Origin of the sequence: Sphingomonas swuensis (assembly GCF_039538045.1) — a bacterium.
Lineage (GTDB): Bacteria > Pseudomonadota > Alphaproteobacteria > Sphingomonadales > Sphingomonadaceae > Sphingomicrobium > Sphingomicrobium swuense.
Map to the genome: position 1 here is coordinate 302,647 of NZ_BAABBQ010000001.1, position 12,688 is coordinate 315,334.

Genomic DNA, 12,688 nt, shown 5'->3' on the forward strand with positions numbered 1-12,688 from the left:
TCATTCAATCTCGGCTCATCTGATCGCCTCTAAGGCTTCCTCCACGAGACGATTGGAGACTGCAGATGAAGAAGCTAGCCATTGGTTCTGCCCTCCTGCTGACCGCGACCGCCGCCGCTGCCCAGATGGCACCGGCTCCGCGAGCGCCCGGGCAGGGTGACGGCGTCCAGACCCGGACCGAGGTGGTCCAGCGGGTCCGCACCATGTTCGGGCGGGTCGACGCCAACCGCGACGGGTCGATCACCCGCGACGAGGCGCAGAGCCTTCGCGGCAAGGCCAGGGGCCCCAGGATGGCGCAGGGCCAGCGCATGCGGCAGGCCGATCCGGCGCGCCGCGGGCAGATGTTCGAGCGGCTCGACGCCAATCGCGACAACGTCATCAGCCGCGACGAATGGGCCCGGGCCGAAGCGCTCCGCGGCCAGCATCGTGCCGGCGGCGAGCGGATGCGCGGTGGCGAGCGGATGCGCGGCGGCGACCGGATGGCGATGCGCGGCCGGATGGGCGGGGCGATGCTCCGCATGGCCGACACCAACAACGACCAGCGGATCACGCTTCAGGAAGCCGAGACCGCGGCGCTCCGCCGCTTCGATCAGGCCGACCGCAACCGCGACGGCCAGGTCACCCGCGAGGAGCGGCAGCAGTCGCGCCAGTTGCTTCGCCAGCAGCGGCAGGGCCAGCTTCGCGGCTGATCTTTCCGCCACGCGCGCGAACCATGAGGAAGGGGCCCGGCAGCATCGCTGTCGAGGCCCCTTTTTCTTTTCGGGCGGGGCGCTAATCCCGTGCCCGACCTATTCACCTTCGAGGAACCGCCACATGCGTCTCAAGTCCGGTCTGTTTGCCACTGCTGCGCTCGCCGTCATGCTTCCGGGGGTCGCCCGGGCCGACGAGGGCATGTGGACCTTCGACGCCTTCCCCGCCGCGCGGATGAAGCAGGCCTATGGCTGGGCGCCCGACCAGGCCTGGCTCGACAAGACCCGCGCCGCCGCGGTGCGGCTGACCGGCGGCTGCTCGGCAAGCTTCGTCTCGGACATGGGGCTGATCCTCACCAACCACCATTGCGTCGCCACCTGCGTCGAGGAGAATTCGACCGGCAGCAACAACATCCTGGTCACCGGCTTCACGGCCCGGACGCCCGGCGAGGAGAAGAAGTGCGCCGGCCAGCAGGCCGAGGTCGTGACCTCGATCCGTGACGTCACGGCGGCAGTGAAGGGCGCGATCGGCACCGCCAGCGGCGCCGCGGCAGTCGCCGCCCGCAACGCCGCGGCAGCGAGGCTCGAGGCCGAGGGCTGCACCGACAAGGCGACCACCCGCTGCCAAGTCGTCAGCCTCTATGGCGGCGGCCAGTACAAGCTCTACACCTATCGCAAGTATAGCGACGTTCGGCTGGTCTGGGCGCCCGAGGCGCAGGCCGCGCAGTTCGGTGGCGACCCCGACAACTTCAACTTCCCGCGCTACTCGATGGATGCGAGCTTCCTGCGCGCCTACGAGAATGGCAAGCCGGTCACGACCCCGGCCTTCCTCAAGTGGAACCCGCGCGCGCCGCAGGACGGCGAGGCGACCTTCGTCGTCGGCAACCCCGGCTCGACCCAGCGGCTGCTGACGATGGACCAGCTCGCCTTCCAGCGCGAGGTGGCGCTGCCGATCAGCCTGACCACCCAGTCGGAGCTGCGCGGGCGCCTGATCTCGGCGATGAAGGAAAGCCCCGAGAAGGCGCGCGAAGGCGCCGAGACGCTGTCGGGGCTGGAGAATGGCCTCAAGGTCACGATCGGGCGCGTCAAGGCGCTCAACGACCCGGCCTTCACCGCGCGCCTCGCCGCGGCCGAGGCCGACCTCAAGCGGCGCAGCGCCGGCAATGCGGCGATCGGCGATCCCTGGTCGGCGATCAGCGCCGCCACGGTCGCGCAGCGCAACAGCCATATCGAGCGCAGCTTCGCCACCCCGTCGAGCCAGCTGTTCGGCTATGCGCTCGCGCTGGTCCGTGCCGCTTCGGAGCGGCAGAAGCCCGACGCCGAGCGCCTTCCGGGCTTCTCGACCTCGGCCCTCCCGCTGCTCGAGAAGAGCGTCACCGACGAACGTCCGATCACTCCGTGGATCGAGCAGCTGCGGATGGAATGGTCGCTGTCCAAGGCGCGCGAATATCTCGGTGCCGACCATCCGCAGACCAAGCTCCTGCTCGGCCGCGAGTCGCCCGAGGCCCTGTCGGCCCGGCTGGTGTCCGGGACCAGGCTCGGCGACGCGTCGGTCCGCAAGGCGCTGTGGGACGGCGGCGCGGCGGCCGTGGCCGCCTCGACCGATCCGCTGATCGTCTATGCCCGCAGCATCGACGCCAACGCCCGTGCCTTGCAGAAGCGCTACGACGCCGAGGTGGATGCGCCGCTGATCTCGGCCCGCGCCAAGCTCGCCGATGCCCGTTTCGCGGCCTATGGCGACAGCAACTATCCGGACGCGACCTTCACGCTTCGGATCAGCTACGGCAAGGTCCAGGGCTGGACCGAAGCCGGTCGCCCGGTCCCGACCCGAACCGTGCTCGGCGGGACCTTCGACCGCGCGACCGGTGCCGAGCCGTTCGACCTGCCCAAGGCGTTCGTCGCCAACCAGGCGCGGATCGACAAGAACGTCACCTACGACTTCGTCACCACCAACGACATCATCGGCGGCAACTCGGGCTCGCCGGTGATCGACAAGGCGGGAACGGTGATCGGCGCGGCGTTCGACGGCAACATCCACAGCCTCGGCGGCAACTACGGCTACGACGGAACGCTCAACCGTACCGTGGTGGTCTCGACCGCGGCGGTGCAGGAAGCGCTGGAGAAGATCTACCCGGCGCCCAACCTCGTCGCCGAGCTTCGCGGCCGGCGCCGCTAGGCCGGCCGGAGCGCCCAGCGAAGGGTCGAGGCAAGGCCGAAGGTGGCTGCGGTCGTCGCGGGCTTCGCAAGCGCCGACGACCGCAGCCCGTGAAGGCGGCGGACGTTGGGCGGAAGGAGGTCGATCGCCGCCCGCATCAGCAGCTTCTGAAGCGGCAGCAGCCGGAGCTTTTCTGGTGGGGCGTTGAGGATGATGTCGCGCACCCGGCGCGATCGCTCGTCCGAGCGCAGTTCGAGCAGAAAGGCGCGGGCAAGCGCCTCGGCCTCGGCCTCGCTCCGCGGGAGTGGGTCGGCACCGAGGAGGTCACCGATCACCGCCACCTCGTCCCAGTAGCGGTCGCGGTCGTCGAGGCCCATCCCCGGCTCGACGAAGCGCCGGTAGCCGGCAAGGAACATCGCCGATCCGGCAAGGTGGACGAAGGCGAGCAGGCGGGGATCGTTGGCATCGTAGGGCGTGCCGTCCTCGAGCGTCCCGTTCACATGGTCGTGGATGCCGCGCACCCGGGCGATCGCCGCCTCGGCGTCGGCGCGGGCGCCATAGGTGGTGACCGCGATGAACCGGGCGGTGTTGCGCAGCCGCCCGTGCATGTTGCGCTGGAAGTCCGAATGGTCCCAAACCCCGGCGAGTGCCTTGGGGTGGAGCATCTGCCACAACAGCGCCGCGGCGCCTCCGACCATCATCCCGGCAACGTCGCCATGGACCCGCCAGGCGACCCCGCCGGGCGGGCACAAGGCGTCGGGCGAGCGGACGATCGGCCGCTGTCCCTTGTTGGAATCGTTGAAGAAGCCGATCACCCCGCCGGCGATCGCCTGGCGCAGCTGCTCGGCCGGTCCGGAGTCAGTCATCGCAGGTCAACGCGCCAGCGGCGGCTGCGAGCCGCTCAATGCGCAGGATAGCGCAGCCGGCCGAGGAAACGGGTCAGGCTCGGCCGCTCGGACTTGCCGATGCCGGCCTTCCATTTCTCGAAGCGCATGACCTCGTCGATCCGGCGGTCGAGGAAGGCGGCGGTATCGGCCGAGCCCTCGCTCTCGTCCTGGAGCCAGGCGAGCAGGGTGGAGCCGTAGACCGCCGAGAGGATCGCGCGCTTGCTGTAGTGATTGTAGTCGGTCGCCGTGTCGCCCGCGAGCCGCCACATGACGTCGGCGCTGCGCCACGAGAGGCGCGCCCCGGACGGCAGGTTCTGCGGCATGGCGAGGATCGCGAGCGCCCGGCGGATCGCCTCGCGGGCGGGCTCCTGGATCCGGATCCGCTCCCACACAAGGCTGCGGATGCGCTCGCGGATCTTCATCGCGGCGAGCCGGTCCGCCGGGAGTCGTTCGGCCAGCGCCCGGTCGACGCCCTCGCCATAGAGGTCGATCAGCCCGACCGCGCCCTTGGGCATGGCCAGAGCGGCGAGTTCGGGGTCGACCCCCTCGGCCAGCGCGGTCGCTTCCACCGCGGCGGCGGTCCAGCCGTCGAACGCGGCATTCTCGCCCAGTGGCAGGGCAAGCTGGAGGCGGATGGCGGAAAGGGGCGAGTCGGGCTGGTCGGTCATGATGGCGATGATGTGGGCGTTGCCGGGCGGGCAGGCAAGCGGACCAGCACCAGCGCAAGCCCGATGGCGACCGCCCCGGCAAGGTCGAGTGACGTCATGCCTTCGCCATAGGCAAGCCAGCCGATCGCGGCGGAGATGACCGGCTGGGTGAGGAGGGCGAGGCCGACCACCAGCGGCGGCACCTGGCCGAGCGCGTAGACGAGGCAGCCCTGGCCGACGACCTGGCTGCCGAGCGCGAGCAGGAGGAGCGCGGTCCAGTCGGTCGGCCATATGGTCTCGCCGGTGACGGCTGCGAAGGGCAGCAGCATCGCTGCCCCGAAGGCGCTTGCGAGGATCAGCACCGGGAGCGGCTGGAGGGTGCCCCGGACCCGCTCGATGGCGATCAGGTAGCCGGCGTAGAGCAGCCCGGCGAGCAGGGCGAGGAGGTCGCCGTGGAGATAGCGCGGGCTGAGCTCGGCGCTTCCCGCCATCAGCAGCGCCGAGCCTCCCGCCGCGAGCAGCAGCGCGGTCGCCTGGAGCCTCGTCGGGAGCGAGCGGGCCAGCCACAGCCCCCAGGCGGCGAAGGCGAAGCTGGCGATGTTGCCGAACAGGGTGGCGTTGCCGAGCTTGGTGAGGTGGATCCCGGCATGCCAGGCGGCAAGGTCGGCGGCGAAGAAGAAGGCCGCGCCGCCGATCACCCCGGCGGCGGCGGTACCGGGCCAGTGGGCGGGCTGCCGCATGACCCGGGCGAGGACCAGCAGGAAGGGGAGTGCGAGCGCGAGCCTCCAGAAGCCCGCGGCGCTCGGTCCGACGTCGCTCAGCCGGACCATCCACGGCCCGAAGGCGAGCGCGGCATTGCCGATCAGGAGGGCGGCAAAGGCGCGAGGCGGGACAGCGGACACCCGCTCTCTCCTAGGGGCAGACGCCCGATATTCCACCCTCGCGGACGGCCGACCGATTGATGAGCGGGGGTGTCGGCCTATCTATGGCCACGTGCTCGCCCCCAGTTCGCAGGAAATTTCATGCCCTCATTGTTCGACCCCGTCACCTTCGGCGACCTGACCCTCGCCAATCGAATCGTCATGGCCCCGCTCACCCGCGGCCGCTCGGGCCCGCTTGGAATCCCGACCGACACGGTCAGGACCTATTACGAGCAGCGCGCTTCGGCCGGGATGATCATCTCGGAAGGCACCGGGATCAGCCGCGAGGGCCTCGGCTGGCCCAATGCCCCGGGACTGTGGACCGAGGAGCAGGTCGAGGGCTGGAAGCCGGTGACCGAGGCGGTGCACCGCGCGGGCGGCAAGATCATCGCCCAGCTGTGGCACATGGGCCGGCTGGTCCATTCGAGCGTCACGGGCATGCAGCCGGTCTCGGCGAGCGTGAGCACCGCGCCGGGCAAGGTCCACACCTACGACGGCAAGCAGCCCTATGAGGAAGCGCGCGCGCTCACCGCGGATGACATCGCGCGGGTCCTCGGCGACTATGCCCTTGCCACCCGCAATGCGCTCCGGGCCGGCTTCGACGGGGTCGAGCTGCACGGCGCCAATGGCTATCTCGTCGACCAGTTCCTGCGGGACGGTACCAACCATCGCGACGACGATTATGGCGGCTCGATTGACAACCGGCTGCGCCTGCTCAGGGAAGCGACCGAGGCGCTGATCTCGGAGGCGGGGACCGGACGGACCTTCGTCCGTCTGAGCCCGATCGGCCTCGTCCAGGGCTGCGACGACAGCGATTCAAAAGCGCTGTTCACCGCCGCGGGGCGGATGCTCGGCGAGCTCGGGATCGCCGGCCTCGAACTGCGCGAGCCCGGGCCGCAGTCGACCTTCTCGCCCACCGATGTCCCCGCGGTCAGCCCCTTCATCCGGCCGCATTTCAAGGGCGGGATCATCCTCAACAGCGATTATGACGGCGAGACCGCACCGACCCGGATCGACGAGGGCATCGCCGATGCGATCAGCTTCGGGCGTCCGTTCATCGCCAATCCCGACCTCGTCGAGCGGCTGCGCGCCGGGCACGGGCTCGCCACCCCCGATGTCGCGACCTTCTATTCGGCGGGTCCGGAAGGATACACCGATTATCCGGAGGCCGAGGAACAGGCGGCCGCCTGAACCTTTGTCAGGCCATGGAGACAGCAACGATGCGAGTGAACTGGAAGGCCGCCGGAGCGGTCACCGCGGCGACCCTGGTCGGTCTCGGCGTGGCCTATGTGCTGCGCGAGAAGGCGACCCCCGGGCCCGACTATCGGGTCCTGGTCAGCGACGGCGACCTTCAGATCCGCAGCTATCCGGCGATCACCGTCGCCGAGACGGTGGTCGCGGGTCCGCGCAAGGAGGCGCTGAACGACGGCTTCCAAATCCTCGCCGACTATATCTTCGCCAAGTCGCGTTCGGGCGAGAAACTGCCGATGACGGTGCCGGTCCTGCAGGACGGCGGCAATCCGATGGAGAGCGATCCGCCGATGTTCGACGACGAGGTCGAGGGCGGCTGGCGGGTCCGCTTCGTCATGCCCGAGGGCCACGACCTGCCCGAGCCGCCGGCCGGGATCACGCTGGTCCCGCTTTCCGCCCGGCGGGTTGGCGCCGCGACCTTCCACGGCACCGCGCATGATGACCGCCTGAAGGCTGCCGAGGACCGGCTTCGGGGCTGGCTCGCGCGGCACGGCGAGGAGTGCAGCAAGGCGCAGCCCGAATTCGCCTTCTACAACTCCCCGATGATTCCGCCCCCGCTGCGCCGCAACGAGGTGCTGCTGACGCTGGCCTGATCGCTCATGAGCCGCGCCGCCGCCTTTGCGGCGGCGGCGTCAGGCTCACAGTGGATGGCCGTCGGTGTCCATCAGCACTTCGCGGCGGCCGACATGGTCGGGCTGGCCGACCTTGCCTTCCTTCTCCATCCGCTCGATCAGCCGCGCCGCGCTGTTGTAGCCGACCCGCAGCTGGCGCTGGACGTAGCTGGTCGAGGCCTTCTGGCTCTCGGCGACGATCTGAAGCGCCTTGCGGTAGAGCGCATCCTCGGGATTGTCGTTGCCCTCGGGGGCGCCGTCGAGCGCGAAGCCGCCGTCCTCGGGCTCCTCGGTCACCGCGCTGATATAGTCGGGCGTACCCTGCTTGCGCCAATGGTCCGCGACCAGCCGCACTTCCTCGTCGCTGACGAAGGGCCCATGGACGCGCAGGATCTGCTTGCCGCCGGGCATGTAGAGCATGTCGCCCTTGCCGAGCAGCTGCTCGGCACCCTGCTCGCCGAGGATGGTCCGGCTGTCGATCTTGCTGGTGACCTGGAAGCTGATGCGGGTCGGAAGATTGGCCTTGATGACGCCGGTGATGACGTCGACGCTCGGCCGCTGGGTGGCCATGATCAGGTGGATGCCCGCCGCGCGCGCCTTCTGCGCCAGCCGCTGGATCAGGAACTCGACCTCCTTGCCGGCGGTCATCATCAGGTCGGCGAGCTCGTCGACCACCACCACGATCTGCGGCAGCACCTCATAGTCGAGCTCCTCGGTCTCGTAGACCGGCTGCCCGCTGTCGGCGTCGTAGCCGGTCTGGACCTTGCGCCCGAGCTTGGTGCCGCGGGCCTTGGCTTCGAGCACCTTCTCGTTGAAGCTCTTGAGCGCGCGGACCCCGAGGCTGGCCATCATCCGATAGCGCTCCTCCATCTGCTCGACCGCCCACTTCAAGGCACGGATCGCCTTGGGCGGCTCGGTCACGACCGGGGAGAGGAGGTGCGGAATGCCGTCGTAGATGCTGAGTTCGAGCATCTTGGGATCGATCATGATCATCCGGCACTGGTCCGGACCCATCCGGTAGAGGAGCGAGAGGATCATGCAGTTGAGCCCGACCGACTTGCCCGAACCCGTGGTGCCCGCGACCAGCAGGTGCGGCATGGGCGCGAGGTCGGCGATGACCGGATCGCCGGCGATGTTCTTGCCGAGGATCAGCGGCAGGCTCATCGCCTGGTCGTCGAAGGCCTGGCTGGCGATGAGTTCGCGCAGCGCGACGCTCTCGCGCTTGGGGTTGGGCAGCTCGATCCCGATCACGCTGCGGCCGGGAATGGTCGCGACGCGGGCCGAGAGGGCCGACATGTTGCGGGCGATGTCGTCGGCGAGCTGGATCACCCGGCTGGCCTTGATCCCGCTTGCGGGCTCGAGTTCGTACATGGTCACCACCGGGCCCGGACGGACCTCGACGATGTCGCCGCGGACGTGGAAGTCCTCGAGCACGCTTTCGAGCAGCCGCGCGTTGCGCTCGAGCCCGGCACGGTCGATCTGGTTGCGCCCGGCCTCGGTTGGCGGGGCGAGCAGGTCGTGCGGGGGAAGCGCGTAGCTGTCGCCGAGCGCGAGGCTCTGCTGCTGCTGTCCCGCGCCCTTCTTCTTGCCCGGCGGCGCTGCGGCGGCGGGTGCGATCGAGCGGGTCGGCTCGGACACGGCGACGTTGGGCCGGTTCTTCGGCGGCGCGACTCCGCGCGGCTCGCTCGCCTCCGCCGCGGTGCGGCGCGGGGCGGGCACGCGCTCGGGCACGCGCTTCAGCCGCTCGGTGACGAACGCCTTCTCCTCGGGCCGGAGGGCAAGCGCGAGGAACGCCAGGAGAAGCCCGCCGAGGCCGAGCAGGAGAATCAGCGCGATCCGCGCCGGACCGGCAATGGCGGGCTCCGGGATGAGGCCGATAAGCGCGTTCCAGCCGGTCGCGCCGGTGAAGCCAAGGACTCCGCCCCAGCCTCCCGGCAGACCCGACACGGCGCTGTTGGCGGTGAGGCCGAGCGCCATCCCGATCAGCCAGGCACCGGCGGCGGAAACCGCCAGCGCACGGCCGAGCCGGCCGGCATGCTGGCCGCCGAGCAGCCGGATTCCGGCGAGCGCGAGCACCGGCAGCAGCACCACTCCGCCCGGGCCGAACAGGAACAGCAGCAAGTCGCTGGCATAGGCGCCGGGAAGGCCGAGCCAGTTGGCGGCCGGACCGCCGGCGGCGGTGTTCCAGCTCGGATCGGTCGTCTCGTAGGTGATGAGGGCGACCGTCATCGCCGCCGCGAGCGCCAGCAGGAGCGTTCCGGCGAGCCGAACGGTGAGCGCGCGCGCCGCGTCGCCCATCCGGTCGCGCCAGTCCGGCTCCAGCTCCCGCCGGTCCGCGCGTCCGCGCGCTGCTGCCGTCGCCATCTTAGCTTTCCCACCCTCTTCGAAACTGGCGTCATATTGCCTGCCGGGGGAGTCCATGGTCAAGGATGACGGACGTGACGCGAGGCCCTACATGCGTCTTCCATGACACAGGCAGCCCATTCCCCGGACGTCATCATCCTTGGCGGGGGACTAGTCGGACTGACACTCGCCGCCGCGCTCGACAGTGCCGGGCTGCGCGTGGCGGTGGTCGATCCGGCCGATCCGCGCGCGCTTGCCCCCGACGGCCGGACCACCGCCGTTTCCTCGTCGAGCATGCGGATGATGCGCACCCTCGGCGTACTCGACCGCCTCGGCGCGCCGGGCTGCCCGATCGAGGCGATCAGGGTCAGCGACGGGCTCGGCGCGGGCGGGCTGACCTTCGAGCCGGGCGCCGACGGCGAGCCGCTCGGGGTCATGCACGAGAACCGGCTGCTCCGCTCGGCGCTCCTCGAGCGGGCCGAGGCGGGCGCCAACATCCGGCTCCATTGGCAAAGCCGTACCAGCCAGGTCATCCGCGACGAGCATGGAGTGACGATCCGTCTCGATGGTGGCGAGGAACTGCGCGCGCCGATCCTGGTCGGGGCCGAGGGACGTCGCTCGCCGAGCCGCGAGGCCGCAGGGATCCGCATGGCCCGCTGGTCCTACGACCACATGGCGATCGTCGGCACGCTCGCCCATGAGCGGCCGCACGAGCATGTCGCCTACGAGATCTTCTATCCCACGGGCCCGTTCGCGCTGCTTCCGATGAACGACCTTGCCGACGGCACCCATCGCTCGGCGATCGTGTGGTCGGCGGAGACTCGGCAGGCAGCCGGGCTGCTCAAGCTCGACGATGCCGGCTTCGCGGCCGAGGCGAGGGCGGCGATGGGCGGGTTCCTCGGCGAGATCCGCCTGTTGACCGAGCGCTCCTCCTATCCGCTCGGCTTCCACCATGCGGTCCGGATCACCGACCGGCGGCTGGCGCTGATCGGCGATGCGGCGCACGCCATTCATCCGATCGCGGGGCAGGGGGTCAACCTCGGCTTCCGCGACGCCGCCGCACTGGCCGAAGTGCTGGTCGAGGGCGCCCGGCTGGGGCTCGACCTTGGCGATCCGCAGCTGCTCGCGCGCTATCAGCGTTGGCGTGCGCTCGACGCGTTCAGTGTAGCATTGGCGACCGACGGCCTGACCCGCCTCTACGGCGTCCCCGGGCGCGCGGCATCGGCGATCCGGCGCTTCGGAATGGCGGCGATCGACCGGCTCGGCCCGGTCAAGGACCGGCTCAATGCCGCCGCGCGCGGCAACGACGGTGATCTTCCGCGGCTGCTGCTCGGCGAGGCGATCTGACTATTGCAGGCGGGGGCTGAGGTCCCCGCCGCCATGCGCCGCGCGGAGGAACTGCATCAGCTGGATCAGCAGCTGCGCCCGCTCGGCGAGCACCGCGCATTCGAGCAGCGCCTGCTTGGCGCCCGGATCGAACGGCGCCACCTGGCTGATCGCGTTGACCAGCATCTCGTCGTCGAGCCGCTCGACCGCGTGCCAGTCGACCGTCAGGCCCATCGCGTCGCCGAGCAGCCGGGCTTCCTGCTCGACTGCGGCACGGAGGATCGAGGCAAGCGCGTCGGGCTCCGCCTCGTCCTCGCCCGACGGCACGACGTCAGCCTGCCGATAGGGGGTGCCGACATCGGCCTCGGCGATCAGCCGGAAGCGGGTCGTGCCCTGGAGGACGACATTGTAGCGCCCGTCGCCAAGCTCCTCGAGACCGACGATCTCGCCGATGCAGCCGACCCGATAAAGCTCGGGCTGGCCGAGCCCGTCGTCGGGCTCGGCGCGCGGCTGGATCATCCCGATCTTGCCGTCGCCCGCGACCGCGTCCTCAACCATCTGCCGGTAGCGCGGCTCGAACACGTGCAGCGGCAGGTGGCTGCGCGGGAAGAGGATCGCGCCGCCGAGCGGAAACAGGGGAAGGCGGGTGGGCGCCTTGCTCACGTGAACAGCAGGGCCGACAGGCGCCGGCGCTGCGCCTTGGCCCAGGGATCCTCGAGCCCGCCCGCCCCGAGCAGCTGGAGGAAGCGGGTCCGCGCCGCACCCTCGTTCCAGCCACGCTCGCGGCCGATGATTTCGAGCAGATGATCGGCGGCCTCGTCGCGGCGTCCCGAGGCCATCAGCGCGCCGGCCAGCTCGAAGCGGGCCTCATGGTCGTCGCCGTTGGCGGCAAGCCGCTGCTCGAAGGCGCTCGTATCCGCTTCGGGCGAGGCGGCCGCCGCGACGTCGAGCGCGGCCCGGGCCCGGGCGATCGCCGGGTCACCCGCCTTGTCGGCCGGAATATTCTGGAGGAGTTCGCGGGCCTCGTCGGCGCGTCCCTGCGCCAGCAGCGCCCGGGCAAGTCCGCCGACCACCTCGGGATGCTCGGGGTCCATCTCGGCGAGCTGGCGGAAGATGCTCTCGGCCCCAGCCGAATCGCCGTCGGCCAGCACTTTCTCCGCCATCTCCACCAACGGCGCGATCTCGGCCTGGAGCGCTTGCGCATCGCCCTTCACCGGCAATTGCGCGAGTAGCTGGTCGAGCGCCTTCTTGATCTGCCCCTCGCTGCGGAAGTTGGTGAGGTCGGCGACCGGCTGGCCGCCGAAGATGGCGTAGACCGTCGGAATCGAGCGGATCTGGAACTGGGCGGCGATCACCTTTTCCTGATCGACGTCGACCTTGACCAGCCGGACGCCCTTGTCGGCATAGTCCTCGGCGACCTTCTCGAGCACCGGGCCGAGCTGCTTGCACGGCCCGCACCATTCCGCCCAGAAATCGAGGATGACGAGATTCTCGAGCGAGGGCTGGAGCACCCGCTCCTGAAAGCTCTGGATCGCTTGCCGCTCGTCGGCGCTCATTCCCAGTGTGGCCACGTGGCGGATCGTCCTTCTGTGAGTAGGAGGGCCATATGGGCCACTGGCGCGGCTCCGCCAAGGGTGACAGGCGCGGGCGGCAAGACGAGGGTTGCCAGCCCCCCGAGCCGTTGCTAATGGCCCGCGACCCGAGGCGATCACCACCGCCTCCAAACGCCAGAGCGGGCGTAGCTCAGGGGTAGAGCACAACCTTGCCAAGGTTGGGGTCGAGGGTTCGAATCCCTTCGCCCGCTCCAGCGATCCTCCATCGCGATCATCATCGATGCGCTTGCGTGTTACGCGGCGGGA

The 12,688-nt window shown here is 70.1% G+C and carries 11 protein-coding genes and 1 tRNA gene; 6 read left to right on the forward strand and 6 right to left on the reverse strand.

Annotated features, from left to right (window positions below):
* Nucleotides 1-65: 65 nt before the first annotated feature.
* Entirely contained in the window at nucleotides 66-689 is a 624-nt protein-coding gene (locus tag ABD727_RS01595; RefSeq protein ID WP_344705639.1) for an EF-hand domain-containing protein, read from the forward strand.
* A 124-nt stretch (nucleotides 690-813) separates the two neighbouring features.
* The gene (locus ABD727_RS01600) at nucleotides 814-2,865 is read left to right on the forward strand and encodes a S46 family peptidase (protein WP_344705640.1); all 2,052 of its coding nucleotides are present in this window, start codon (nucleotides 814-816) and stop codon (nucleotides 2,863-2,865) included.
* Here the strand turns inward: ABD727_RS01600 and ABD727_RS01605 are convergent.
* The 3 genes from ABD727_RS01605 to ABD727_RS01615 are packed head-to-tail and all read right to left on the reverse strand — an operon-like array spanning nucleotide 2,862 to nucleotide 5,280.
* On the reverse strand, nucleotides 2,862-3,710 hold the full coding sequence (locus ABD727_RS01605; protein WP_344705641.1) for an oxygenase MpaB family protein: 849 nt from the start codon (nucleotides 3,708-3,710) through the stop codon (nucleotides 2,862-2,864). The genes ABD727_RS01600 and ABD727_RS01605 overlap by 4 nt on opposite strands.
* A gap of 35 nt (nucleotides 3,711-3,745) precedes the next feature.
* The gene (locus ABD727_RS01610; protein ID WP_344705642.1) at nucleotides 3,746-4,399 is read right to left on the reverse strand and encodes a COQ9 family protein; all 654 of its coding nucleotides are present in this window, start codon (nucleotides 4,397-4,399) and stop codon (nucleotides 3,746-3,748) included.
* Nucleotides 4,396-5,280 carry a DMT family transporter gene (locus ABD727_RS01615; RefSeq protein WP_344705643.1) on the reverse strand — a complete coding sequence of 295 codons (885 nt, stop codon included), beginning with the start codon at nucleotides 5,278-5,280 and terminating at the stop codon, nucleotides 4,396-4,398. The genes ABD727_RS01610 and ABD727_RS01615 overlap by 4 nt, the downstream gene beginning before the upstream one ends.
* 120 nt (nucleotides 5,281-5,400) lie before the next feature.
* Here ABD727_RS01615 and ABD727_RS01620 point away from each other — a divergent pair, with 120 nt between their 5' ends.
* Both ABD727_RS01620 and ABD727_RS01625 read left to right on the forward strand, forming a co-directional pair.
* Nucleotides 5,401-6,489: an alkene reductase gene (locus ABD727_RS01620; protein ID WP_344705644.1), complete on the forward strand. Its 1,089-nt coding sequence runs from the start codon at nucleotides 5,401-5,403 to the stop codon at nucleotides 6,487-6,489.
* A gap of 29 nt (nucleotides 6,490-6,518) precedes the next feature.
* A complete protein-coding gene (locus tag ABD727_RS01625; protein WP_344705645.1) occupies nucleotides 6,519-7,142 on the forward strand; it encodes an SOUL family heme-binding protein in 624 nt (207 codons plus the stop codon).
* A gap of 45 nt (nucleotides 7,143-7,187) precedes the next feature.
* Here the strand turns inward: ABD727_RS01625 and ABD727_RS01630 are convergent, their stop codons facing one another.
* Nucleotides 7,188-9,524, reverse strand: coding sequence for an FtsK/SpoIIIE family DNA translocase (locus tag ABD727_RS01630; protein WP_425566742.1), 2,337 nt, complete (start codon nucleotides 9,522-9,524; stop codon nucleotides 7,188-7,190).
* Between the two features lie 102 nt (nucleotides 9,525-9,626).
* Here ABD727_RS01630 and ABD727_RS01635 point away from each other — a divergent pair, with 102 nt between their 5' ends.
* The gene (locus tag ABD727_RS01635; protein WP_344705646.1) at nucleotides 9,627-10,850 is read left to right on the forward strand and encodes an FAD-dependent monooxygenase; all 1,224 of its coding nucleotides are present in this window, start codon (nucleotides 9,627-9,629) and stop codon (nucleotides 10,848-10,850) included.
* Here ABD727_RS01635 and ABD727_RS01640 read toward each other — a convergent pair whose 3' ends face one another.
* Entirely contained in the window at nucleotides 10,851-11,492 is a 642-nt protein-coding gene (locus tag ABD727_RS01640) for an LON peptidase substrate-binding domain-containing protein (protein ID WP_344705647.1), read from the reverse strand. It lies immediately after the preceding gene.
* Nucleotides 11,489-12,400 (reverse strand): tetratricopeptide repeat protein, encoded by a 912-nt coding sequence (locus ABD727_RS01645; protein ID WP_344705648.1) that lies wholly within the window; start codon nucleotides 12,398-12,400, stop codon nucleotides 11,489-11,491. The genes ABD727_RS01640 and ABD727_RS01645 overlap by 4 nt, the downstream gene beginning before the upstream one ends.
* A 161-nt stretch (nucleotides 12,401-12,561) precedes the next feature.
* On the opposite strand from ABD727_RS01645, the gene ABD727_RS01650 reads away from it, so the two are divergent.
* A tRNA-Gly gene (locus ABD727_RS01650) sits at nucleotides 12,562-12,636 on the forward strand.
* Nucleotides 12,637-12,688 lie beyond the last annotated feature (52 nt).

Bases quoted from the DNA above. Each gene is read 5' to 3' on its own strand.
- ABD727_RS01630 (WP_425566742.1), bottom strand. From the start codon at position 9,524: ATGGCGACGGCAGCAGCGCGCGGACGCGCGGACCGGCGGGAGCTGGAG.
- ABD727_RS01595 (WP_344705639.1), top strand. From the start codon at position 66: ATGAAGAAGCTAGCCATTGGTTCTGCCCTCCTGCTGACCGCGACCGCC.
- ABD727_RS01625 (WP_344705645.1), top strand. From the start codon at position 6,519: ATGCGAGTGAACTGGAAGGCCGCCGGAGCGGTCACCGCGGCGACCCTG.
- ABD727_RS01605 (WP_344705641.1), bottom strand. From the start codon at position 3,710: ATGACTGACTCCGGACCGGCCGAGCAGCTGCGCCAGGCGATCGCCGGC.
- ABD727_RS01635 (WP_344705646.1), top strand. From the start codon at position 9,627: ATGACACAGGCAGCCCATTCCCCGGACGTCATCATCCTTGGCGGGGGA.
- ABD727_RS01610 (WP_344705642.1), bottom strand. From the start codon at position 4,399: ATGACCGACCAGCCCGACTCGCCCCTTTCCGCCATCCGCCTCCAGCTT.
- ABD727_RS01620 (WP_344705644.1), top strand. From the start codon at position 5,401: ATGCCCTCATTGTTCGACCCCGTCACCTTCGGCGACCTGACCCTCGCC.
- ABD727_RS01600 (WP_344705640.1), top strand. From the start codon at position 814: ATGCGTCTCAAGTCCGGTCTGTTTGCCACTGCTGCGCTCGCCGTCATG.